This window comes from Nocardia sp. NPDC102475, assembly GCF_055584605.1.
On the sequence record NZ_JBVJLS010000007.1, the window covers coordinates 68145 to 93442 of the forward strand.

Annotated in this window: 13 protein-coding genes; 2 read left to right on the forward strand and 11 right to left on the reverse strand. The window is 68.2% G+C overall.

Annotation, left to right across the window (positions count from 1 at the left end; translation table 11 throughout):
* Positions 1–50 precede the first annotated feature (50 nt).
* Both ACZ60G_RS14785 and ACZ60G_RS14790 read right to left on the reverse strand, forming a co-directional pair.
* Complete coding sequence (locus ACZ60G_RS14785) at positions 51–4937, reverse strand: type I polyketide synthase (RefSeq protein WP_465810652.1); 4887 nt, start codon at positions 4935–4937, stop codon at positions 51–53.
* The gene (locus tag ACZ60G_RS14790; RefSeq protein ID WP_465810653.1) at positions 4934–13180 is read right to left on the reverse strand and encodes a type I polyketide synthase; all 8247 of its coding nucleotides are present in this window, start codon (positions 13178–13180) and stop codon (positions 4934–4936) included. The genes ACZ60G_RS14785 and ACZ60G_RS14790 overlap by 4 nt, the downstream gene beginning before the upstream one ends.
* Positions 13181–13400: 220 nt before the next feature.
* Here ACZ60G_RS14790 and ccrA point away from each other — a divergent pair, with 220 nt between their 5' ends.
* Complete coding sequence (gene ccrA, locus ACZ60G_RS14795; protein WP_465810654.1) at positions 13401–14780, forward strand: crotonyl-CoA carboxylase/reductase; 1380 nt, start codon at positions 13401–13403, stop codon at positions 14778–14780.
* A 193-nt stretch (positions 14781–14973) separates the two neighbouring features.
* Complete coding sequence (locus ACZ60G_RS14800) at positions 14974–15675, forward strand: DUF8020 domain-containing protein (RefSeq protein ID WP_465810655.1); 702 nt, start codon at positions 14974–14976, stop codon at positions 15673–15675.
* Positions 15676–15749: 74 nt separating this feature from the next.
* Here ACZ60G_RS14800 and ACZ60G_RS14805 read toward each other — a convergent pair whose 3' ends face one another.
* From ACZ60G_RS14805 to ACZ60G_RS14845, 9 genes are all read right to left on the reverse strand, one after another.
* A complete protein-coding gene (locus ACZ60G_RS14805; protein ID WP_465810656.1) occupies positions 15750–16007 on the reverse strand; it encodes a hypothetical protein in 258 nt (85 codons plus the stop codon).
* 176 nt (positions 16008–16183) lie between these two features.
* Positions 16184–16429 (reverse strand): hypothetical protein, encoded by a 246-nt coding sequence (locus tag ACZ60G_RS14810; RefSeq protein ID WP_465810657.1) that lies wholly within the window; start codon positions 16427–16429, stop codon positions 16184–16186.
* A gap of 134 nt (positions 16430–16563) precedes the next feature.
* A complete protein-coding gene (locus ACZ60G_RS14815) occupies positions 16564–17568 on the reverse strand; it encodes a ketopantoate reductase family protein (protein ID WP_465810658.1) in 1005 nt (334 codons plus the stop codon).
* Entirely contained in the window at positions 17565–19220 is a 1656-nt protein-coding gene (locus ACZ60G_RS14820; RefSeq protein WP_465810659.1) for a dipeptide ABC transporter ATP-binding protein, read from the reverse strand. The genes ACZ60G_RS14815 and ACZ60G_RS14820 overlap by 4 nt, the downstream gene beginning before the upstream one ends.
* A complete protein-coding gene (locus ACZ60G_RS14825; RefSeq protein WP_465810660.1) occupies positions 19217–20113 on the reverse strand; it encodes an ABC transporter permease in 897 nt (298 codons plus the stop codon). Before ACZ60G_RS14825 ends, ACZ60G_RS14820 begins: the two co-directional genes overlap by 4 nt.
* A 1-nt stretch (position 20114) precedes the next feature.
* Positions 20115–21071 carry an ABC transporter permease gene (locus ACZ60G_RS14830; RefSeq protein WP_465810661.1) on the reverse strand — a complete coding sequence of 319 codons (957 nt, stop codon included), beginning with the start codon at positions 21069–21071 and terminating at the stop codon, positions 20115–20117.
* A 37-nt stretch (positions 21072–21108) separates the two neighbouring features.
* A complete protein-coding gene (locus ACZ60G_RS14835; protein WP_465810662.1) occupies positions 21109–22794 on the reverse strand; it encodes an ABC transporter substrate-binding protein in 1686 nt (561 codons plus the stop codon).
* Between the two features lie 70 nt (positions 22795–22864).
* Positions 22865–24043 carry an acyl-CoA dehydrogenase family protein gene (locus ACZ60G_RS14840; protein ID WP_465810663.1) on the reverse strand — a complete coding sequence of 393 codons (1179 nt, stop codon included), beginning with the start codon at positions 24041–24043 and terminating at the stop codon, positions 22865–22867.
* On the reverse strand, positions 24040–25230 hold the full coding sequence (locus ACZ60G_RS14845) for an LLM class flavin-dependent oxidoreductase (RefSeq protein ID WP_465810664.1): 1191 nt from the start codon (positions 25228–25230) through the stop codon (positions 24040–24042). The genes ACZ60G_RS14840 and ACZ60G_RS14845 overlap by 4 nt, the downstream gene beginning before the upstream one ends.
* Positions 25231–25298 lie beyond the last annotated feature (68 nt).

Genomic DNA, 25298 nt, shown 5'->3' on the forward strand with positions numbered 1-25298 from the left:
ATCTACCTCACTGGTCACATCGGGCGGAGTGGTCGGCGAACCCGGGTCGGTCAGGTGATTCCGAGGTTCTTCTCGATGAACTCGGCGAGTTCGGCATCGGTGGCGCCGTCGAGCCGGTCGGGCGCGCCCGTCTCTGCGGGCCGGTCGCCGAGAGTGGCGAGTACGGCGGCCAATTCGGTCCGTGCCCGCCCGGCCAACTCGCCGTCCAGTCCGGCCAGCGCCTCACCCAGACGAGTGATCTGGCCGAAGATGTCGGGTTCGGCCGTGTCGGCGTAACGCAGCGCCAGCAGGTGATCGGCGAGTTCGGCGGCAGTCGGGTAGTCGAACAGCACCGCGGGCGACAGGGCCAGGCCGGTGCGTGCCCGCAGCCGGTTGCGCAGTTCGACGGCGGTGATCGAATCGAAGCCCTGATCGCTGAAGCTGCGCCCGGGATCGATCCGGGTGGGCGAGTCGACAGCCTGTACGGCGGCGATGTGTTCCTGGACGAGTGCGATCACCCGGGCCCGCCGCTCCTCGGCGGACAGCTCGGTCAGCTCCTGCCACCACGCCTCGTGTGCGGCCTCGGTGGCCGCCGGGGCCGAGTCAGTCGTGGTGGCGGTCAAACCACCGGTGATCGCGTTGTACTGCTGGGCCGCGAGCCGATCCCAGTCCATATCGGCGACCGCGAGATGGGCGGCCGGATCGGCGATCGCGTACGGCAGCACGTCCAGGGCGCGGTCGGGATCCATCGGCAGGAAGCCGTTGGATTCGGCACGGCGCGCACCGGCGTCGTCGATGATGCCGTCGCCGGCCCACAGTCCCCAGGACACGGCGGTGGCGGGCAACCCGGCCGCGTGCCGATGCCGCGCGAGCGCGTCCAGATAGGCGTTGGCCGGCGCGTAGTTGGCCTGTCCGGCGACCCCGCACAGTCCGGCGATCGAGGAGAACAGGACGAAGGCCGACAACTCCAGCGCCCGGGTCACCTCGTGCAGGTTGTGCGCGCCGATCGCCTTGGCCGCCAGCGCGTTACGGAGCTGATCCGGGGCGAGCGCGGCTATCGAGGCGTCGTCGAGTACCGCCGCGGCGTGGAACACCGCCGACAGCGGGGTGGTCACCGCCACCGAATTCACCACCACGCGTAGTTGTTCCGGATCCGCGACATCGCAGCGGGCGACGCGCACCCGCGCACCCTGTTCGGCGAGTTCGGCGATGAACTCCTTGGCGCTGGGCGCGTCGATGCCGGCGCGGCTGGTGAGCAGCAGCTGCCGGGCACCGTCGGCGACCAGTCTGCGGGCCAGTGCCTGTCCGAGCGCACCCAGGCCACCGGTGATGAGAACGGTGGTGGCGGGGTCCGGTGCCCACGGCTGCGCGTCAGGCGTCCGGTGCCGGATCAGCCTGCGGGACAATGCCCGTCCCGATCGGACGGCGATCTCGGTTTCGGCCGAACGCCGATCGGTGACGGCAGCCAGCGCGATATCGAGCGCGGCCCGGTCGCCGGGATCATCGACATCGATCAGACCGCCGCGCAGATGTGGCAGTTCGACGGCGGCGACCGCACCGAATCCCCACACCGTCGCCGCGGCCGGATCCGGCACGGTATCGCCGTCGACCGCGGCGACCGCACCGGATGTCAGCGTCCACAGCCGGGTCTGCCATCTGAGTTCGTCGCAGGTCCGGGCGAGTGCAACGGTCGGTGCGAGCCCTCGTTCGACTCCCCGGGCGGGGTCGGTTTCGGCCGCCCCCGCCGGCAGTACCGAGACGATCCCCGCGGGCGCGTCCGGTGCGGCGGCCCGCAACGCCGCCGGAAATGCTTGTGGCTGTGCGAGTTCGGCGGAGTCGAGTTCCACCACGGCGACGGCGGCACCGAAATCACGCAGCGCCTGCGCCACCCGCGCGCCGAGATCGTCGTCGCGGCGACCGACGACCACCCAGTCGCCGGGATCGGCGGGGGCCGAAGGTGCGCCGATATCACCGAATTCGGTCACGTAGGTCCAGCGGTCGCGCTGCTGGGCGTGCGTGGTGCGCCGGTGATAGTCGGCCAGGGGCGCTACCAGGGCCTCGACATGTTCGTCCGCACCCGTGTAGCCGATCAGCCGGCGCAGTGCCGCGCCGTCCTGCCCCGCCACCGCGGTCCAGAACTCGCCGTCGGCGCCGGTGCCGTTTTCGGCCGGTGCCGCGGGCCAGTGCCGTTCGCGGTCGAAGGCGTAGGTGGGCAGTGCGAGCATCGGCGATTCCGGTTGCAGCCGTTCCCAATTCGGTGTCAGGCCCGCGACGTGCAGTCGCGCGACGGCCACGGCGATCGATTCGTCGGCGCCGACGTCCGGGCGCAGGGTCGGGATCACGACCGGCTCGGGCCGGGTGGTGGCGGGCTCGGCCGCGGCGACCGTCTCCGCGGCGAGGGCGGTGAGCACCCCGCCCGGACCGATCTCCAGGAAGGCGTTCTCCCCTGCCGCGTAGGCGAATTCGACGGCCGGTGCGAACAGGACCGGTTCGCGGATCTGCCGGGTCCAGTAGCTGGCGTCGAGTATCGTTCCCGCGTCCACGGTGCCGCTGGTGGTGACGATCGGCACCGCCGCGGGCCGGTAGGTCAGCTGGGCCACGACGGCCTCGAATTCCGCGAGCAGCCCGTCCATCTGGGCGGAGTGGAATGCGTGGGAGGTGTTGAGCCACTTGGTGCGGCGCCGGCGCTGCCGGAACTGGTCGGCCAGCTCATCGGTGGTCTCGGGGCTGCCGGAGACCACCACCGAGCGCGGTGCGTTCACCGCGGCTATATCGACCGGTATCGCGGTCCGCGCGATCTCCGCCCGCACCTCGTCGGCGGTGGCCTCGATCGCGATCATCGCTCCGGCGGTGTCGATCTCCTGCATCAGGCGGGCGCGCTCGGCTACGAGCCGGCAGGCATCGTCGAGCGACAGTACGCCGGCGATCTGCGCGGCCGCGAGTTCCCCGACGGAATGGCCGATGACCCGCGCCGGGACGATATCCCACGACCGCAACAGGGTGGCCAGCGCGACCTCGACGGCGAACAGGCAGGTCTGGGTGTAGAGCGTGCTGTCCAGCAGGGGCCGGTCACTGTCGTCGGCCGCACCCTCGATCGCCTCGCGCAGTGAATGACTCGCGGTACCGGCGAGCAGTTCATCGACGGTGTCGCAGATCCGGTCGAACACCTCCCGGAACACCGGAAACCGTTCGCGCAGTTCATGTCCCATGCGCGGGAATTGACTGCCCTGTCCGCTGAACAGGAAGGTCACCGTGCGGTGACGCGCGTGTCCGATGTGGATACCGGGTCCGGGGGTGCCGGACCCCAGAGTGCCGAGGCCCGACAGCAGATCGGCGACCGTGTCGCCCACGATCGCGGCCCGGTACTCGAATGCGGTGCGGCCCAGCGCGAGTGTCCGGGCGAGCGTACCGGGTTCCGGCGCCGGTTCCGCGCGTAGCCGTTGCGACAGCTGGTCGGCCTGGGCGACGAGTGCGCGATCACTGCACGCCGACAGCACCCACACGTACGGTGCGGCCCCGGTCTCGGAAGCCACCGCAATCTCGTCCGCCTCCGCGGGCTGCTCCAGGATCAGATGTGCGTTGGTACCGCTGATCCCGAACGAGGAGATACCCGCCCGGCGCGGCCGGTCACGGTGCGGCCAGGGCCGTTCCTCGGCGAGCAGCCGCAGCGGAATCTCGTCCCAGTCGATGTGCGAGGTGGGATTGTCGCCGTACAGCGATTTGGGCATGCGTTCGTGTGCCATCGCCATCGCCATCTTGATGACCGCACCCACTCCGGCCGCGGCCTGGCTGTGCCCGATATTGGATTTCAGCGATCCCACGTGGATCGGATCGTCGGGACGCCGTCCGGACCCGTATGCCCGTGCGAGCGCACCGATTTCGATCGGATCGCCCAGCACCGTTCCGGTTCCGTGTGCCTCGATCACGTCGATGTCGGCGGGCCGCAGTCCCGCCTGAGCCAGCGCCGCGCCGATGACGCGCTCCTGTGCGGGACCGTTCGGCGCGGTGAGCTGACTGCTGGCACCGTCCTGATTGATCGCACACGAGCGGATGAGCGCGTGGATGCGGTGACCGTTGCGGCGGGCGTCGGATTCGCGTTCCAGCAGCAGCAGTCCGGCGCCCTCGGCCCACCCGGTTCCGTCGGCCGCGGCGGAGAACGATCGGCAGCGGCCGTCCGGCGACAGTGCCCGTTGGCGGCTGAAATCGATGAAGGTGGTCGGCGTGGACATCACCGTCACCCCACCGGCCAGCGCCAGTTCGGCCTCACTGCGCCGCAGCGCCGCACAGGCCTGCGCGATGGCCACCAGTGACGACGAGCAGGCGGTATCGACGGTGACGGCAGGCCCGGTCAGCCCGAGGTGATAGGCGATCCGCCCGGAGACGACACTCGCGGCACTGCCGATCACCCGGTAGCCGTCCTGCGGCGATCCGGTGGGCAGCTGGGTGCCGTAGTCGTAGTACATGACGCCGGTGAACACACCGGTGGTGCTGCCGCGCAGGCTCTCCGGCACGATATTGGCCCGCTCGAGCAGCTCCCAGCTCAGTTCGAGCATCAGGCGCTGCTGTGGATCGGTCGCGACCGCTTCCCGGTTGCCGATATTGAAGAATCCGGCGTCGAAACGGTCGGCGTCGTAGAGGAATCCGCCCTGATCGGTCAGCGACCGGCCGGCCGCGTCCGGATCGGAGTCGTGGAGTCCGGCGGGCCAGCCGCGGTTGCCGGGGAAGGCGCCGACCGCGTCGGTTCCGGCGGCCACCAGATCCCAGAGTTGTTCGGGTTCGCGCACACCGCCGGGATAGCGGCAGGCCATGCTCACGATCGCGATCGGCTCATCGGTGCGGGCGGTGACCTGTGTCAGTTGCCGCCGCGTCTGCTGGAGTTCCGCGGTGACCCGTTTCAGGTAGGCCCGCAGTTTGTCCTCGCCCGATACCGCCGGGGCATCGCCGGATACCGTCGTCACAGCGCCTCATCTCTGCTCAACCCGAGCTCGTTGTCGATCAGATCGAATAGTTCGTCGTCGGTCGCCGCCCGCGGATCGCGGTCCTCGGCGACCGCTTCGCCCACGGGCGCGGTCAACCGGCGCAGCTGGGTCAGCAGCAGTTCCCGGTGTCCGCCGTCAAGTTCGGCAGAATCCTGGTGCACGCGTTCGAGTTCCGCGATCAGTGCGGCGATGTCGACGGCGGCGGGTGTCGCGGTGCCGCCGAGTTGTTCGGTGAGCAGCGCGGTCACATGGTCACCGAGCTGCTCCACGGTCGGATAGTCGAGCAGTGCGGTCGCCGACAGGCGGACCCCGCAGGCCCGCGACAGCTGATTGCGCAACTCCACAGCGGCCAGCGAGTCCACTCCCATTTCGAGGAATCCGCGCCGGGCATCGATCTCGGTACCGGCGGGATAGCCCAGCGACTGCGCCACCGCGTCCCGGACCAGTGCGGTCACGGCCTGTTCGCGTTCCTCGGGAGACAGTGCCGCCCAGCGGTTCTCGGCCCGCACAGGTGCGGTGGCCCGCTGTCCGGAGCCGGGCCGCGGGGCGGGTGCACGCACCGACCGGACCCGGATCGCCGCAGGCCAGGCCGGTGTGGCCAGCACATGGGGTTCCCCCGAGGTCAGTGCGGCATCCAGATAGCGCACCGCCCGATCGACGCTCAGCGAACCGACGCCGGAACGCCGCAGCCGCGCCAGTTCGGCGCCGCCGAGCGCGGCGCCCATACCGTCGACGTCCTCCCAGAATCCCCACCCGATGGCGGTGGCGGGCAGACCTGCGTGGTGACGTGCGCGGGCCAGCCCGTCCAGGAACCCGTTAGCGGCGGCGTATGTGCTCTGTCCCGGATTGCCGGTGGTCGCGACCATCGACGAGAACAGCACGAACGCACCGACTTCCGGTAGCCGCTCGGTGTAGCGATGCAGATTCCACGCACCGTCGACCTTCGGCCGCAGGACGGTGGCGATCTGTTCGGGGGCCACGGTGGTCAGTGCGGCGTCGTCGAGTACTCCGGCGAGGTGGAAGACAGCCGACAGCGGTGCCGCCGGATCGATTCCGGCGATCAGATCCCGAACCTGTTCGGCCACAGAGATATCGCAGATCTCGGTGCGCACGTGCGCGCCCAGCTCCCGCAGCTGCGCGACCGTCTCCGCCGCGACCCCGCCGCGGCTCACCAGCAGCAGCCGCCGCACCCCGCGCGCGGCGACCAGATGCCGGCACACGACTCCGGCCAGCGCACCCGAGGCGCCGGTGACCAGTACCGTGCCGGACAGGGCGGCGGCGGTCCGATCGTCCGCCGGCGTCGCGACCGCTTCGACCGCAGGCTGCTGAATATGGTTGTCCCGCAGCACGATCTCGGGTCCCGAGGCGGCTTCGACGGCGGCCGCGATCCGCCGGGGTTCGGCGAGGCTGTCGGTCTCCACGAGCTGGAATCGTCCGGGCCATTCGTGCTGCGCACTGCGCGCCAGTCCGGCCACCGCCTGCCCAGGTACCGAGGCGATCGAGTCCGCGCCCGAATTCTCGACCACGACCGCCAAGCGAGTCTCGGCGAGTGCGTCGTCGGTGGCCCAGTCCCGCAGCACCGTGATCGTCTCGGCCACAACGGAATGCGTCGCCGCCGCGATATCACCGGCGTCAGCGGAATTGGGTAGTGCGAGCACCAGATCCGGGGCCGCGCGACCGTCGCGCACGGCCGCCCGCAGCGCCTCCGGTGTCGCGAAATCGGCATTCGCACCGCCGACGACCACCACATCGCCGTCCGGCTCGGCAGCGGCCGGTGCGCCCGGATGCCACACCAGCCGGCCCGGCAGCTCCGGGCCGGTCGCGGCGGGCAGGGTGGCCGAGAGGAAGGTGACGGCATCGATCTCGACCAGAGTCCGGCCGTCCGGGGCATCCACCCGCAGTGCCGCCCGGTACTGTCCGGTGCGCGCGGCCTCGGCCAGGACCGGTCCGGAAGGCACTGCGGTGACACGGACGCCGCGGAACTGAGCGGGCAGCACCGGCCCGGAGTCGTCCGGCGAGAGCGCGATTACCAGTGGATGCAGGGCGGCGTCGAGCAGTGCCGGGTGGACGCGGTGACCCGCGGCCGCCGGGGTGGATCGATCCAGTTCCAGGCGCACCCGCACGGAATCGGTTGTCACATCCTCGAATCCGCGCAGGTTGCGGAAGGCGGGTCCGTAGCGGTAGCCGTCGGCGGCGAGCCTCCGGTACAGCTCCTCCGGTTCGGAATCCGGTACCGGCAGCTCCCCGGTGACCGCGTCCGGTCCGGCGATCTCGCGGGCCAGCCGCCCGGTCGCGTGGGTCACCCACTGCTCGCCCGGTGCGCGGGACCGGATGGCCACCTCCCGGTCCTCGCCCTCGGCGCTGACCGAAACCTCCACGAGGCGATCGGATTCACCCAGGACCATCGGCGCGACCAGATCGAGTTCGGCGACCTGCTCCCGATCCGCCTGCGCGGCGGCGTACAGGGCCAGATCGAGGAATCCGGTACCGGGGAATATCGCCGCGTCGCCGATGACGTGATCGGCCAGCCACGGAGTCGAGTTCAGCGAGATCGTGCCGGTGAGCAGTATCGCGCCGTCCGCGGAACGCGCCACCGCACCCAGGAAGGGATGGCGGCGATCCGCCCCGCCGGGTGCGCTCCAGAAGCGGGTCCGGGTGAAGGCGTATCCGGGTAGCGGGGCGGTGTCGACCGGCCGGGTGCCCAGCAGCGCGGGCCAGCGTACGTCGGCCCCCTCCAGGTACAGGGTCTCCAATGCCTTTGTGACCGAGTCGGTTTCATCGGTTCGGCGGGACAGGGTGGGGGCGATGACGATCGGTTCCGGGATCGAGTTGGTGATCATCGGCAGCAGTACCGCGTCCGGCCCCACCTCGAGGAAGGTCCGCACTCCCGCGTCGTAGAGCGTGCGTGTCAGATCGGCGAAGCGGACGGCGTGCCGTGCGTGCCGCACCCAGTGGTCTGCGCCGAGATCGGCCGCCGCTTCGATCGCTGCGCCGGTCAGCCCCGATATCAGCGGTATGCGCGGCGCTCCCGCACGCACGGTCTCGGCCACCTGCCGAAACTCGTCCACCATCGCGTCCATGTGGCCCGAGTGGAATGCGTGCGAGACGTCGAGCAGCCGCACCTTCCGCCGGCCGGACCGGAACTGCTCGGCCAGGGTCTCGACCGCTGCCCGGTCACCGGAGATCACGGTGGCGTGCGGGCCGTTGACGGCGGCGATATCCACCCCGGTATACGCCCGCAGCGCCTGCGCCACCTCGGCCTCGGGGGCGGCCAGCGCGGCCATCGCCCCGTCCGCTTCGATCTCGTCCATCAGCCTGCCGCGGGCGGTCACCAGCCGGCAGGCGTCGTCGAGGTCAAGCACACCGGCCACATGTGCGGCGGCCAGTTCACCCACCGAATGCCCGGCCACGAAATCCGGTGCGGGGGCGATGGTTTCGAGCCAGCGGAACAGTGCGACCTCGACGGCGAAGAGCGCGGGCTGGGTGTAGCGGGTGCGATGGACGAGCCCGGACTCGTCGGCCAGGACCGTCGCGAGCGGCACCGGCAGATACGGGTCCAGCCGCGCGATTACCGCGTTCAGCTCCGTAGCGAATCCCGGTACGGCCGCGGCGAGCCGCGCCCCCATCCCGACTCGCTGACTGCCCTGACCGGAGAAGACGTACGCGCGCGGCCCCACCCGGTCCGGCGGGCCGGCCACCAAGGCATCGGGATGTGGCGCACCGGCCGCGACCGCCGCCAGCGCGGCACCAATATCCGCCGACGGCCGGACCACCGCGCGATGGGCGAAACCCTCGTCCACCCGGTGCGATTCGCCTGCGGCCGCCACCACACCGCCGGAATCGATCGCCGCGGCCAGTGCCATGGCATGGGCGCGCAGACCGGCGGCGGAGCGGGCCGAGAACACCATCGGCGCCGCGAATTCCGGAATTGCCCGCGGCGCGGTTGGTTCCGGCTCCTGCAGGATGACATGCGCATTGGAGCCGCTGATCCCGAACGAGGAGATCGCCGCGGTGCGGGGCCGGTCGGTCTCGGGCCACGGCACCGGTCCGGAAGCCGGTACCCACAGATTGGCCGCGGACCAGTCGATCAGGCTGCTGGGTGTCGCGACATTGACCGTCGCCGGTACCGTCGCCGAGCCGAGTGCACCGATCAGCTTGATCACACCGGTGACACCGGCCGCGGCCTGGGTGTGTCCGATATTGGATTTCGCCGATCCGATCAGCACCGGCCGGTCCGCGCCGTGCGCACTGCCGTACACCGCGCCCAGCGCCCGCGCCTCGATCGGATCGCCGAGTGCGGTACCGGTCCCGTGCGCCTCGACCACATCGATATCGGCGGGCGACAGCCGCGCGTCCGCGAGGGCGGCGGTGATGACGCGCTGCTGCGCGAGGCCGTTCGGCGCGGTGAGGCCGTTAGTCGCACCGTCGGAATTGATCGCGGTGCCGCGCACGACGGCGAGAATCCGGTGCCCGGCCCGGATCGCATCCGAGCGCCGCTCGACCAGCAGGGTCGCGACCGCCTCTGCCCAGACGGTACCGTCGGCGGCGTCGGAGAAAGGTTTGCAGTGACCGTCCGCGGCGAGACCACCCTGTTTGGCGAATTCGGTGAACATGCCGGGCGTGGCCATCACGCACACCCCGCCCACCACCGCGAGATCGCATTCGCCCGAACGCAGTCCGCGCACCGCCAGATGCAAGGCGACCAGCGACGAGGAGCAGGCGGTGTCGACGGTGACGGCCGGGCCGGCGAAGCCGAAATGGTAGGCTAGCCTGCCGGAAATCACACTGTTGGTGGTCCCGGTCAGCAGATACCCGGCGGCCCCGGACACAGCTTCGTGCATGCGGGGTCCGTATTCCTGTTGTACCGCACCGACATACACACCCGTGCTGCTTCCGCGCAGCGAACTCGGTGCGATTCCGGCGCGTTGCAGGCAGGTCCAGGTCGATTCCAGCAGCAACCGCTGCTGCGGGTCCATCGCCTCCGCCTCACGCGGGCCGATACCGAAGAACGCCGCGTCGAATTCCGCTGCGTCGTACAGGAACCCGCCGCGGCGGGCCGGGTCGGATGCCCGGGGATCGATGTCCCATCCGCGATCGGCCGGGAAGGCGCCGGTGACCTCGCGCCCGGCCAGCAGCGCGTCCCAGAATTCCTCCGGTGTGTCCAGCCCACCCGGCCAGCGCCCGGCCGCGGCGACGATGACCACCTCGTCGTCATCGGTTCGAATCCGCTGCACACCAATGGTATTCGCCGACACCGCCCGGGTGCCGAGCAGTTCACCGAGGTGGTCGATCACCGCGCGCGGGGTGGGGTGGTCGTAGACCAGGGATGCGGGCAGGGCCAGGCCGGTCAGTTCGGCGACGACATCGCGGAACTGCACCGAACCCAGTGAGTCCATGCCCAACGCGGTGAACGCACTACGCAATTCGTCGTCGCCGATGGTGGCCGAGTCCAAAGCGCGAGTCAACGCGGTCACCACCGCGTGAACGGGATCGGGAGCCGTATCCGAGTCGCGGCGGATTTCGGGTGTGCTCGCGGGGATCTCGGCGGGCGGCCGGGCATCGACGGTCCGGTTCGAGTCCGTGATCCAGTGCGGAGTGCGCTGAAAAGGATAGGAGGGCAGATCGATTCGCCGACGGGCGGATACCAGGCGCTCCCAGTCGACGGGGACACCTGCGCATTCGAGTTCGGCGAGGACCCGCAGCAGACCGTCGGCATCGACGGTGCCGTCGCGCAGTGCCGCGACGGCCGCGATCGTGCGGCCGCCAGCGTCGATTCCGGGTGCCGAACGGATCATGCTCGACAGTCCCGCCCCCGGCCCGAGTTCGAGGAAGGTGGTGACTCCGTGCTCGAGCAAGGTCTCGATTCCGGCACCGAAACGCACCGTGCCGCGCAGTTGAGAGGTGAGGTAGCCGGGGTCGGCGAGCTGTGCGTCGGTCAGCAGCTGCCCGGTGGTATTCGACACCACCGGTGTGCCGAGGCGGTGCACCTCGGTGCCCGCCACTACATCCCGGAATTCCCCGAGGACCGGGTCCATGTGGGCGGAGTGGAAGGCATGGCTCACGGTCAGCCGGGTGGTTCGATATCCGCGCCCGGCGAAGTCGGCACCGGCCGCCGCCACCGCGGCAGCCGCACCCGAAATGACGGTGGCCTGCCGATGGTTCACCGCGGCGATGTCGAAGTCGGCGCCGGCGTGGTCTCGATAGTCGCGAATCTCGCTCTCGGACACCGCGATCGCGAGCATGGCACCGCCCGTGGGCGCGGCCTGCATCAACCGTCCGCGCTCGGCCACCAGCCGCGCCGCGTCCCGGACTGTGAAGGCGCCGGAGGCGGTGGTCGCGACCAGCTCGCCGATGGAATGACCGATCAGATAGTCGGCCCGGATCCCCAGCTCCCGCACCACCCGGTACAGCGCGTACTCCACCGCGAAGAGGGCGGGCTGGGTATAGCGCGTGCGGCCCAGTAGCTCGGCGCTCGCCTCGTCCTCCTCGATCAGCAGTTGCCGCAGGTCCAGATCCAGATACGGGGTGAAGTGCGCGACCACCTCGTCCAGGTGTTCGGCGAAACCCGGCAGCGTCCGGTACAGCGCGCGGGCCATGGCCGGTCGCTGCGCACCCTGGCCGGGAAATACGAACGCAAGCCGCCCGCCCGCACCACGATCTGTCCGGGTGCGCCGGCCCGACACCACCTGTGGCACAACCGAACCCGAGGCGACCGCGGCCAGGCCGTCGGTGAGATCGGCGCGATCACGCGCCAGGACCACGGCCCGGTGGTCGTGCCGTGCCCGGGTCGCGTGTAGTGAGTAGGCCAGCGCGCCGAGATCGGTATCGGCCGTGAGGAATTCGCTCAGTTGCCGCGCGCGGTCCCGCAGTGCACCCGCACTCGCGCCGGTGAGTACGAACGGTGTAAGCCTGTCGCCGGGTGCGGGCATATCCTCTGGGGGCACCGGTGCGGCCGCGGCCAGGACAATATGGCAGTTGGCGCCGCCCATCCCGAACGAGCTCACACCGGCGACGACCGGATCCGCTCCGGGCCAGGGCGTGTGCCCCGTCACGATCTGTAAGCCGAGGTCCGCCAACGGGATTCGCGGATTGGGGCGGTCATGGTTGCGAGTCGCCGGGATTTCGGCCCAGTACACCGTCAACGCCGCCTTCACCAGTCCGGCGATCCCGGCCGCACCCTCGAGATGGCCGATATTCGATTTGACTGATCCGACCCGCAGTGCAGCGGCGCCACCCCGCGCGGTCCCGTACACACGTCCGAGTGCCGTGGCCTCGACCGGATCACCGACCGGCGTTCCGGTGCCGTGCATTTCGACATAGCCGACCTGCTGCGGCTCGACTCCCGCATCGGCGAGTGCCGCGCGCAGCACCTCGGCCTGTGCGGCGGCACTCGGCGCGGTGAGGGTGGCGGAGGTCGCGCCGTCGTTGTTGACCGCCGAACCATGGATCACCGCGTAGATCCGGTCGCCCGCGGCCAGTGCGGCGGTGAGCGGTTTCAATGCGATCAGCGCCCCGCCCTCACCCCGGACGTAGCCGTTGGCGCGCTCGTCGAAGGGGCGGCAGGCGTGATCTGGGGACAGTGCGCCGAACCGCTCGGCGATCACCGTCTCGTGCTCGCCCAGTACGAGATTGACCCCGCCCGCCAGCGCCGCCGTGCATTCGCCGCGCCGGATGCTCTGCACGGCCAGATGCACTGCCACCAGTGACGACGCCTGGCCGGAATCGACGGTCAGGCTAGGCCCGCGCAAACCGAGGACATGGGAGATCCGGTTGGCGAGCATACCGCGGCTCAGTCCGGTCAGGGTGTGCCGGGTGGCATCCGCAGCCTGCGAGAGGATCTCGTAGTCGCCGTGCATGGCGCCGACGTACACCCCGGCGGACGTTCCGCGCAGGTCGTACGGGGAGGTTCTGCTGTCCTCCACTGCTTCCCACGCCAGTTCCAGCAGCAGCCGCTGCTGCGGATCCATCGCGGCGGCCTCCCCGGCGGACACGGCGAACAAGCCGGTGTCCATCCCGGTCACATCGCGCAGGTAACCGCCGGGCCGGTGGTGCCGGTCGCTCACGGTGACGGCGTCGCCGCCGCGGGCGAGCAGCTGCCAGAACTGCGCGAGATCGTCCGCACCGGGAAGCCGGACCGCCATGCCGACGATCGCGACCGCCTGGTCCTCGCGTCTCCCGGTGCCCGCCGATGACGGCTCGTGCGTGCGCTGTTCGGCTGTCATACCGATCAGCGTCGCGGGAAACGACTGCCCCTGACACCCCTACCCGTACCGTCGCGCGCCGACCGGGTTTAGGGGGCCATTAGGGGCTGCCAGTTACCCCGGCCCGACCTTAGCGTTCCGGTGAGGATCGATTCTCCACCCCGGCCGGGAGGACGAACAGCGTTGCAGCTCAGTAGATTACCCGCGCGATGAGACCGCGTGGTGGGAAAGGACCACGATCATGACGGATCGGCTCGCCGCGGCGGTACTCGACGGCGCACCCGCCGAAGTGCTGCTCGCACAGGAGGTTCCCGCGCACTATCCGGCGGCACATCTGCGGCGCGAGGATGTCGGCATATTCGACGGCGTGACCGACAAGGATCCACGCCGGTCAATCCATCTCGGCGAGGTGCCCATGCCCGAACTCGCGCCCGATGAGGCGCTGGTGGCGGTCATGGCCAGTTCGATCAACTTCAACACCGTGTGGTCGTCGATCTTCGAACCGGTATCCACCTTCGACATGCTCGACCGTTACGCCCGCTCGGGCGGTTTCGCGTCCCGCCACCGGCGCGACTATCAGGTTATCGGCTCGGATGCGGCCGGGGTCGTGGTCCGCACGGGCGCCGGGGTGCGTAATTGGAAGGTCGGCGACCATGTCACGGTGTCACCCGTCGTCGTCGACGATCAGCACGCCGCCGCACATGACGACGCCATGCTCGATCCGGCCATGACGGCATGGGGTTATGAGACCAATTTCGGTGGGCTGGCGCACTATTGCGTCGTGCGGGCCAGTCAGCTGCTGCCCAAACCGGCGCATCTGACCTGGGAGGAGGCGGCCTGTATCAATCTGTGCGGCGGTACCGCCTACCGGATGCTGGTGGGTGAGCACGGCGCGCGGATCAAACAGGGCGACATCGTGCTGATCTGGGGTGCGGCCGGTGGGCTCGGCGCCTTCGCGACGCAGCTGGTGCGCAATGCCGGCGGAATCCCGGTCGGCGTGGTGTCGTCGGAGGAGAAGGCACAGTTGGTGCGGACGCTGGGATGTGAGGTCGTGGTCAATCGCACCGAATTGGAGCTCGATACCGGTGATCGCGGTGCGGAGGCGACGATCGCGGCCGCCAAACGACTCGGCCGGGCCATCCGTTCCGCGGTCGGTGAGGATCCGCACGTCGCCTTCGACTACACCGGTCGCGACACCTTCGGCATGTCGGTGATCGTCGTGCGCCGCGGCGGGACGGTCATCACCTGCGGATCGTCGAGCGGATATCGCCACGAATACGACAATCGCTATCTCTGGATGAATTTGAAACGCGTCATCGGCAGTCATGCGATGAATTTGAAAGAGGCGGCAGAGATGATACGCCTGTTCGATCTCGGAAAGCTCGCACCACCATTGTCGGCGGTGCACCCCCTGGCCGATGTGACCGAGGCGGTACGTTCCGTGCAGAAAAATATCCACGTCGGCAAGGTAGGGGTGCTGGGACTCGCTACACATACCGGCCTGGGCGTCACCGACCCGGAGAAAAGAGAACGGCTGGGCGAGGCATTCCTGACTCCACTACGCCCGCTGCCCGCACTTACTCCTGAACCAGACACCGATCGTGTGGTGGTGCACCAGTAACGGCAGCCCCGGATATCGAACAGGCAATTCCCGTCGCATACGGCGGGAATTTGTCGTGCCCGGATCCGGGTAATTCTTTGTCCGAACAAATTCCGGTCATCGGTGATTTTAAATCCGAACGATTTTTGGTATCGCATTCTCAACCACGGTGCCCGATGGTGGTAAATGCACATTGCACGATGAGGAGATATAAATGGATACCAAAGCAATGATAGCCGGTGCGGCGATTTCGATTGCCGCACTGACCATCGGCTCCGGTAGTGCGTACGCCGATTCTGGCGACGAGGACCACGACGTCGGCTACCGGGCCACCACCACGGCGTCGTGGGTAAGCATCGAAACCGACTCCGGATCGCTGGCCGACCACGATGGCGTCCTGGAGGTGCGATCCGATCGGGGCAAGGTGCTGGCGGGCACCGAATTGTCCTTCCGGGTGGACGATTTCGTCTTCCCGATCCGGGCGGACATCACCGGCCGCAACGCGACACTGACCCCGGAATTCGATCTGGCGCACGCGCTGTATCGCCCGGTCGCGCTGCCGTATGAGGATCAGGCGCCCTGGAAGACACCCTACGACCGCGAGCAGGCCGCCTGGACGCGGCTCACCAGCACCATCGGCGCGGGCGCCACCATCGGCACCCTGGTCGGCGGCCTCAGCGGCGGAGCGGTGGGCTGCCTGCTCGGCGGTGTCGCCGGCGCCACCGTCGCCGCGGCGACCATCGTCGGCCTGTTCGGGCCGTTCGTCCCGGCCGCCGTCGTCGGCTGTCTCGGCGGCATCGTCGCGGTGGGCGCGCTCGGCACCCTGGCGGGGCAACTGCTGGTCACCGCCCCGGTCGCGATCCTGGCCGCGGCGCAGTACTTCACGACCATCAATTCCCCATTTCAGGGAAAGTGAGACGTAGCCCATCGCCATGCCCTCTGGTGGCGCAGGCCGGCGCAACCAGAGGGCCCGCTCACTGCCGGTGAGCGCTACACCCCCACATCGTCTCGCCGGAGCACTCGGGCTTCGGAATGGCTCGAGGGCGAGGGGCCTCCGACGACGAACAGTGCGAGTGCGGCGGTGATGAGCAGGCCGGCGGCGAGCAGGCCGGTCCAGGCGGCGCGGGCGTTTTCGAGGGTGGTGCTCTGAGTGTCGAAGGCTCGATCGGTTCGAGCCTGGGCTATCGCGAAAATGCTGAGCCCAGAGAGATATTCACTGAAGATGCGTCGCACCACCGGTGGCGTCACGGGGTCCAACCGACGGAGCCAGCGGCACAGCCCGACCAGGCACATGCCTGGTCGATATGCTGATCGCCGAGATGCGTCATTCTTCCGGAGAGGTGCGGGATGGTCAAGGCTGGTGTGTCTGGTTAGCACTTGGGATGGCTTGCGGATCGGTGCAGTGCTGCCAGTGAGGGTCGGGTTCAGTAGTCGGCCAGCGGCGCTGCTGCACCGGCGCTGGTGGCTGCCGTTGCCAGACGCGGTGTCAGCCAGCGCAGCAGCGTCAAGGCCGACAGCGAAGCTGCCAGCAGAATCAGCCAGGGCAGCGTGGGATTCGATGCGAGCAGCCCGCCCAGCAGCGGCGCGCTGATCGGCGCCGCCGTGAACGAGTACTGGAGCAACGCCATCTGCCGACCGCGCTGGTCAAGGGGCACCGCGGCCTCGGCCATCGCGGTGATCCGGGCCGTCCATTCCGGATGCAGGCCACGTGGACGATACCGGCATGCCGAGTGAGCGCCCCATGACCTTCGGGCACTTCCGGATTGCTTTCGAATGGCCGAATTCGTATTGGGAAACGAGATTCCTACATGAGGCCCGCCAACGAATCCAGACCGGGCAATTCGATTCCGCCACCCGCGCGCGCCGCGCGCCCGAGCAGTCGCTGCAGCCGCGTATTGAGCGGGGCCGAAATGCCGTGCAGGCGCGCCAGCATGACGATTTCACCATTGAGGTAGTCGACCTCGTTCGAACCGGCCCCGCGCGCGAAACTCTGCCACGTGGACTGTTGGCCGCGCGATACGCCGACCTGTTCGATACCAGCCTGCTGCACGATGCGGACAAGCGCGGATGGCTCCTGGTGTGCGATCCCGGCCGCGGCGAGCACAGCCCGTGTCTCCGCGACCAACGCGGCACCTACGGCATCCTTGACCGTACGGTCACCGGCTAGCACCTCGAGGCCGTTCTTGACGCTGAGCAGAATCTTCGCCGCCTTATAGGCCCCGATATCCGGAACCGATTCGACCACGAAATGCGCATCCCGCAAGTCCTCGGCGAAGGTTTTCAACGCGCGCTCGCCAGCTGTCGGCGCACCCGCTGCAACGCCTGCGATCACGCACCCCACATAGGGGCTCCCGCCGACCTGCACCTCGCCGAGCCGCACGTAGTGGGCCGAGATCAGGAACGTGGCGCCGATAACGGTCGTGAACCATCTGGCCGCGGTGCGCTCGGCATCGAGGCCGTTCTGCAGCGTGACGACAGGCAGATGCTCGGCGGCCACGCCGACTACTTCGCCCCGCGTATCGCGAACCTCGTGCCAGGCGAGCGCCCGCACGGCATCGCGCACATCCTGCGTCTTCGACGCGAGTACCAGGATATCGCCTCGAGCCAGTTCGAGATCGTCGGTGATCGCCGCGACCGGCAACCTCACCGACCGCGTGCCCGCTGCTGTCCGATACGCGACCGGGTTCAGCGCGAAGTGGCGCAACGTGTCGCCGCGAGCGATCAAGCAGACCTGATGCCCGAGCGCGCCCAGTTCCACCGCCAGGCTCACGCCGACCGCCCCGGCGCCGACGATTACATAGCGCGTCATCGGACCGCGAGGTCGATCGACGCGGCGGACCTACGGCCCGGAATCGCATCGAGCAGACGTTGCGTGTACGCGGTCTGCGGATTACGGAAAACCGCTGCGGCCGAACCTGATTCCACCACTCGCCCCTTGTCGAACACCGAGACCGTATGCGCGATCCGCCCGACAACGGCCAGGTCGTGCGAAACGAAAAGATAGGTCAGCCCGAGCCTGTCCTGAAGTTCGCCGAGCAGGTTCAGGATCTGTTCCTGCACCGATACGTCCAGCGCCGAAACCGGTTCATCGAGCAATACCAACTCGGGTTCGAGCGCGATCGCCCGCGCGATCGCCACCCGCTGGCGTTGGCCGCCGGACAGTTCCGCGGGCAGTCGATCGAGATAGGTGCGTGGCAGTGCGACCTGATCGAGCAATTCGATCGCCCGCGCCGAGCGGCTGGACCTCGTGCCGATCCGAAACGACACCAGCGGCTCGGTAACGCTCTCGCGGACTGTGAACCGCGGATCCAGTGATGCGAACGGATTCTGGTGTACCAGTTGGAATCTGCGCCGCAGCGGTCGCACGGCGCGCCACGAGAGCCGGGTGATCTCCGCGCCATCGAAACGCACTGTGCCGGAGGTAGGTTCGGTCAGTGCCATGGCGATCCGCAGCGTTGTGGTCTTCCCCGAACCGGATTCGCCGACGAGCGCGTGCATGCGCCCCTTCGCAACCCGGAGGGAGACGTTGTCGAGCGCGACGAAGCGTTCCCGCCGCCCCCCACTGCGGGACCGGAAAACCTTTGTCACCGAATCGAGTTCGAGAATCGGATCGTCCACCTCGACCGCATCGGGTGACAGCACGAATCGTGGCTCGATGACACCACCGTGGGTCAGTGCGGGCGCGGCGGCGATCAGCTGGCGCGTGTAGTCGTCTGCCGGCGCGACGAGAATATCAGTGGGAGAACCTTCTTCGACGATCCGGCCTTCGCGCATGACGATGACCCGGTCGGCACGATCAGCGGCCACGGCCAGATCGTGCGTGATGATCACAAGCGCGGTTCCGGTATCGCGCACCAATGATTCGAGATGGTCGAGAATGCGGGCCTGTACGGTCACATCGAGCGCGCTGGTCGGTTCGTCGGCGATGATCAGCTCGGGCCGACCGGCCAGCGCGATGGCGATCAGCACCCGCTGACGTTGCCCGCCGGACAATTCGTGCGGATACCGCCGGACGCGCTGTTCGGGATCGTCGAGCCCGGCGGTGCGCAGAATATCGAGCACCTCCGCATCGACCCGCGGGCCGTGAACTCCGCGCTGCCGTACCGCCTCGGCGACCTGGACGCCGATGCGCTGGGTGGGGTTGAGGCCGACCATCGGATCCTGCGGTATGAGGCCGACCGTCGATCCGCGCAACGAACGGACGACTTTCTCACTCGCGCCGCCGATCTCGACCCCCGCGACCCGGATGACGCCGCCGGTGATGCGTCCCGCCTCGGGCAGCAGCCCGATGATGGCGTTGGCGGTCGTGGTCTTTCCGGAGCCGGATTCCCCTACCAGAGCGACGATTTCGCCCGCCCGCACGCGCAGCGTCAGATCGCGGACAGCCGGAACCACCACACCGTCGCGGGAGTACCCCACAGTCAAGTGATCGATGTCGACAATGGCTTCGGATGCGGTCATCGTCGCAGCTCCTGCAAGGTTTTGGCGAGGTGGTTGAGCGACAGCACGGTCGTCGCGACGACCACCCCCGGCATCAATGACACCCATGGAGCGGTCACCAGGAAGTTGCGCCCGTTGGCGACGAGCGTGCCCCATTCGGCCTGTGGCGGGGCCGCGCCGAATCCGAGAAAGCTCAGTGCCGCGACGGCGATGACCGCGGTTCCGAAATCGAGTACCGCCAACACCATTACCGGTCCCCACGAGTTGGGCAGGATGTGCCGCAGCAGAACTCGCGTCCAGGACGCGCCACCGGCCCGAGCGGCCTCCACATACGGCAGCGTCTTCACCCGCAGCACCTCCGAACGGGTCGTGCGCGCGAATCCGGGCAAGATCCCGATGCCGACCGCGATCGCTACCGGGACGGTCCCGAAACCGAGCGCGGTGACGATCGCCAGCGCGAGCAGCAGTGCGGGAATCGCCAGCAGTACATCGACCGCGCGCATGATCACCGAATCGGCCACGCCACCGAAGAATCCGGAGAGCACGCCGAGTGCCAAGCCTGCCACGAGGGCGATGACCACCGCGATGAGTGCCGCCTGAATGGTCAGTGTCGAGCCGTAGAGAGTCCGTGCCCACAGATCTCGGCCCACATCATCGGTCCCGAAAAGGTGTGTCCCACTAGGCGCTTGCAGTCGCTCGCGGGGCGAGGTCGCGTACGGGTCATAGGACGTGAAGATCGACGGCGCGAACGCGGCCGCGATCACGAACATCACCACGGCACCCGCGAGCACGAACAGCGGTCTGCGGATCAGCCTGACGGCCCGCGCGCGCCGCGGTGCCCACCGGTTCGATTCCACCGCGGGGCTCGGCGGAATCGATGCGGTGTCACTGGGTTCGATCAGCGTCTGCACCATGTCAGCTCACCTCGGCTCTCGTGGTGTGGGTGATCCGCGGATCGAGCAACGGATAGATCAGATCGATGAGCAGGTTGACGACGACGAATCCAGTCGCCGCGAGTACCACGATCGCGAGCACCACCGGAACGTCCTTGGCGAGCACTGCTTCCTGGGCGAGCTTGCCGATGCCATTGCGGTTGAACACAGTCTCGACGACGATCGCACTGGTCACCGTCACCCCGACCAACAGCCCGAAGATGGTCAGCGCCGGCAGCGCAGCGTTGCGGAAGGCATGGCGCAACTGCACCTCGCCGCGCGAGAGCCCCTTGGCTCGCGCGGTGACGATGTACTGTTCACGCAGCGTTTCGTGGAAACTCCGCGTCAGCACCTGCGCGAGTTGGGCGGCCGCCGGAATCGCCATCGTGATCACCGGCAGCACGAGGTGTCGCCAGCCACCGGTGCCCATCGACGGCAACCAGCCGAGGTCGAAGGCGAAATACTGGATCAGGACCAGTCCCACCAGGAATGACGGCACCGCGACACCAAGGGCGGGCAGCCGGTCCAGCAGCATACGCAGCGGCCGGTTCCGCACGAACGCGGCCACATAGGCCAGACCGGTGCCGAGCAGAACGGCCAATACACCCGCGAGCGCGCTGAGGGTCAAGGTGCCGCCGAGCCGGGCTCCGATCAGGTCCGTGACCGGCACCTGTTTGGCGATCGAGGTGCCGAAATCACCGTGCAGCGCACCGGACAGCAGGGAGAAATATTGCTCGAGCGCCGGGCGGTCGAGCCCGTACTTCGCCTTCGCCACCGCCAACTGCTGCGGTGTGAGCGAATCGGTTTCGATGCCCGCAGCGCCGAGTTGAATGGCGACCGGGTCACTCGGCAACAGGTACAGCACGATGAACGTGACAGTGAAGGCGGCCCAGAGCACCAGGATCGCCTGGGCGACCCGGCCCGCGATATATCGGGTCATCGTCGCGGTTCCTCCTTCCGAAAGTGCCCGGCCAGGGCTACGGCTGGATCCAGGTGTCGTTCAGGGCGAGAAAGCTCTCCGAGGTGAACCGGAATCCGTTGACCTTGTTACTGATCCCGGCGTACTGCAGCCGTTCGAACAGCGGGAACATCACGCCCGCGTCGATCAGGAGGTTCTGCAGTTCGCCGTATGCCTGCTGGCTCTCGGTCTTGTCGGTGGCCTCGACGGCCTGCTTGAACAGCTGCTGGACCCGGGCCGCGGTCGCCGGTGTCTGCGCGTTGCGGGCCATCGCCTTCGAGTTGGCCAGCTGTTCGACCAGAATGAACTGCAGCGCACCGGGATCAGCCCTGGTGAAGTAGGTCTCGGCGAGATCGTAGCGACCGCCGGTGATGGCACCGGGCCGCTCGGCGGCGGTTACGACATCGATCTTCAGCTCGATCCCGGCCTTGCGCAGCTGATCCTGGAACAGTTCCGTTCCGGCCCCGGATTGGGTGGTCAGCAGCGATAAGGTCAGTCGCTTGCCGTCCTTGGCGCGGTACTGCTCACCGGGCGCGAGCCGCCACCCCGCGGCATCGAGGATGCTCCCGGCTTCCTGCGGGTCGTAGCCCAGTTTGCCCGCCTGCGAAACGAAATACGGTGTGGTGCTGTCGAAGCCGCCGCCGACCACCGGGTAGTCGGCTCCGTATACCGTTGCCGCATAGGTCTTTACGTCGGTGGCACGGTAGAGCGCCTTGCGCACCTGATCGTCGGCGAGCGGATGCCCCTCCGACACATTGGGGAACAGCGCGAACGACACTCCCGGCAGTGGGCGCGAGCGGATGTATCCACCGGATCGCTCGATGAGCCGCTGATCTTCAACGGTGAACGGATTGCGCGGCCAGGCGATATCGATCTGACCGCTGACCAGATTGCCGGTGCGGACGCTGTCCTCGGCCACGTAGGTTACCTGGACTTTGTCCAGGTATGCCTCGCCGGTATTCTTGCTCAGCTTCGAACCCCACTGGTATCCGGTCCGTCTGCTCAGCGAAACGCCTTGTCCCGGGGTGTACTTGTCCAATACGAACAGCCCCGATCCGACAATGTCGCCTTGGCACCGCTGCTGCGGTGTTTTCTGGAAGGAGGCGGGCGAGAGTAGTGCGAGATTGGTCGTCGAAGTCGCCTGCAGGAACGACGAGTTCGGCTGGGTGAAATGGAATTTCGCGGTCTTGGCGCCGAGGACCTCGATCGACTCGAGCCCGACGATATAGCTGGCGCCGAAGGCACTGCCGCCGGTCCGGCGGACCAAGTCGAGGAATGCGTCGAAATTCGTCTTCACCGCCGCGGCATCGAGTAGCGCGCCGTCGGCGAAGGTGACACCGTCGCGCAGAGTGAAGGTGTAGTCACGTCCGTCCGGACTCACTTGCCAGCCGGTGGCCAGCCACGGCACGATCTCGCCGGTGTCGGGATCCTGATCGGTCAGCGAGTCGGCGAAATTGCGGATCAGGGAGCGATGTTCGATCCAATAGACCTGGAATGGGTCGATGCACGCGAAGGCCGCGTTATCGGGCCAGAAAGCGATATCGAGGGTACCGCCGCGCACCGGGTCCTGGCCCGCGCCGGATGGGCCGCTCTGCTGATTCCCCCCACCGCACGCCGTCGCTATCAGCAGCGTAAGCGCCGCGACGGCGGTTGCGGCCGTGCCTCGACCGGATCTGCCGCGCACGGCATGGAACATCTTCGACATCGTGGGGTGATTCCTCATCGTTGGTCCGAAAACCGGTGCCCGGCTCGGTATCTGGTAGGTGTGTGGCGATCTACTCGCCCGGCCGCAGCACGGTCCGGCCCGCGGTCAGCACTGCGGCGTCTTCCTGGGGTGGGTGCACTCGCACGCACAGCACGTCGCGTAGGTGCCGCTCCAGCGGATTGCGGCGGGTCAGGGCCGCATTGCCGAGTGCGGCGACGGCGGTCTGGACCGCCGCGATCGCCGATCTGGCGATCAGCACCTTCACCGGAGACAGTCGACTCGCGACCTCCGGTTCATCGGCCGCCAGCCGCAACAGCGTGCCGTACAGCAGCGTTTCGGCCTGAATGATCTGTGTTTCGACCTCACCGGCCACGGCCTGGATGCGTTCGGTGTCGGCGATCGGGCGGCCAAGCGCGGTCGGCACCCTGGTTCGGGCATAGTCGACGAATGCGGTGCGGGCCGCCCGAGCCACACCCACATAGAGTGCGGCATGTCCGAACGACGAAGGACCGGCGGTTGCCGCCGGATCCCGGTAGACGCCGTTCTGCTGCGGTATCTCCAGAAAGTTTCCGTCTGGTAGCGCGACATCGGTGTAGCTGACGTCATGGGTGTTCGAGGCGCGCAGACCCAGATGGTCCCAGGTATCGCGCCAGGCGATACCGTCCACATCGGCGGGCACGATGAAATGCCCTACCCGCAAGGGAGTTTCATCGGTCACGGCCCACACGAGGTGATATGCGAGCGCCTGCCCGCCGGTGGCGAAGGTCTTGTGACCGTTGAGAATCCACCCGGACTCGGTGCGACTGGCAACGGTGGCGGGCAAGCCGCCTCGAGCCGGTGCGCCCAGTTCGGGCTCGGCCCGGATCGCGTTCACCAGCGCGGGTCCCTCGGCCGATCGGCGCAGCAACTCGGTATACACGTCTTCTGGCCAGCTACCGGCCACAGTCTGGATCCGATGTGCCGCAAGATTATTCGCGGCGATCAGCGCGACCGACGGGTCGCCCTCACCGAGTGCCACCAGGATCCGCACCACCTCGAGCGGTTCGAGCTCGGGTCCGCCATAGCGCGCGGCCACCGTCGCGGTGAGATAGCCGCCGCGGTGCGCGGCCGCCAAACCCGCGGCCGGGATCTCACCACTGCGGTCATAGGCGGCTGCGGTGGCGGCGAGTTCGGCTGTCAGCGCGGCCAGCGCGGTAGGCGAGGTATCGGGGACGGTCAGGGTGACCGGCCGGGCGTGTACGGAGGTCACGACCGACCTGCCGCGGCCAGCGCACCCGGATGCTCGGCCTGCAGGGTGCCGCGCCGCCCTGTCGCTGCGCGATGCACCAATTCCTGGCGGACCAGCGGCAATACATAGCGGCCGTAGTCGATGACGTCATTGAGAGTGTCATAGCCGCGAATGGATACGAGATCAGCGCCGAGGTCGATGTAGTCCACGATCGCGGCGGCCACCGTCTCCGGGCTGCCGACCAACGCCGTGGACGCGCCCGCAGCATTTGTCGCCACGGCCGTGCGGGTCCACAGCGCGCGATCGTAAACATCTTTGCGACTGGCGAATTCGAGCAGACGCTGCGATCCGACATTCTCCGGTTTCGCTCCCGCGTACTGCCTGCGCAGCGCACCGGTCCGGAAGGTGTGCTCGATCCGGGCGACGTAGTCGTTGGCCTTCGCCCAAGCCAGTTCGTCGGTCCGATCGATGATCGGACGGAACGTCACCCAGATCCGCGGGCGATCGGTGCGTCCGGCCGCGGCCGCGATGGCGTGCACCCGTTCGATCTGGCTCTTGATGTCGGCCAGCGGTTCGCCCCAGAAGCTGAAGATATCCGCCTTCCGGCCGCCGATGTCGAACGACGCGTCGGAGGAACCGCCGATCGAGATCGGAATTGATCCGGCGTAGGGGGCGAATCCGGGTCCGAACCCGTCGAACCGGTAATGCGCGCCGTCGTGCGAGAACGGTTCGGTCTTGGTCCACGCGTCGCGCAGGATGTCGATGTACTCGTCGGTGCGGGCGTAGCGCTGCTCCTTCGAGAGGTAGTCGCCTTGCCGTGCTTGCTCGGCGGTATAGCCGCCGGAAATCAGATGGACCAACGCGCGGCCCTCGGTGAGCTGGTCGAGCGTGGCCAACTGTTGTGCCGCGACGGTCGGGAATACCGTATTCGGACGCAGCGCGACAATGGGTTTGAGCCGCTCGCTGAGCTGCCCGACGGCAGAGGCGAGTACGAAAGAATCCGCACTGGCCGACGCGTAAGGCAGCAATGTCAGGTCGAAACCGCCGTCCTCGAGCGCCCGGACATAGCGGCGCAGGAAGGCCAGATCGATACCGCGACTGGGTATCGGGTTCAGTTCGGTAGCTGGGTTCAGGTGCGTCAGGCTGATGAACTCCACCTTCGACGCGGCAGTGGCTGGTACCGAATCCCCGGCTGGATCGAGGGTCATACTGGTCCTTCCCGGTCGGCGTTGCGCAGGTGCGCGGCCGAACCGAATTCGCTAGGGCTCGACGGTGA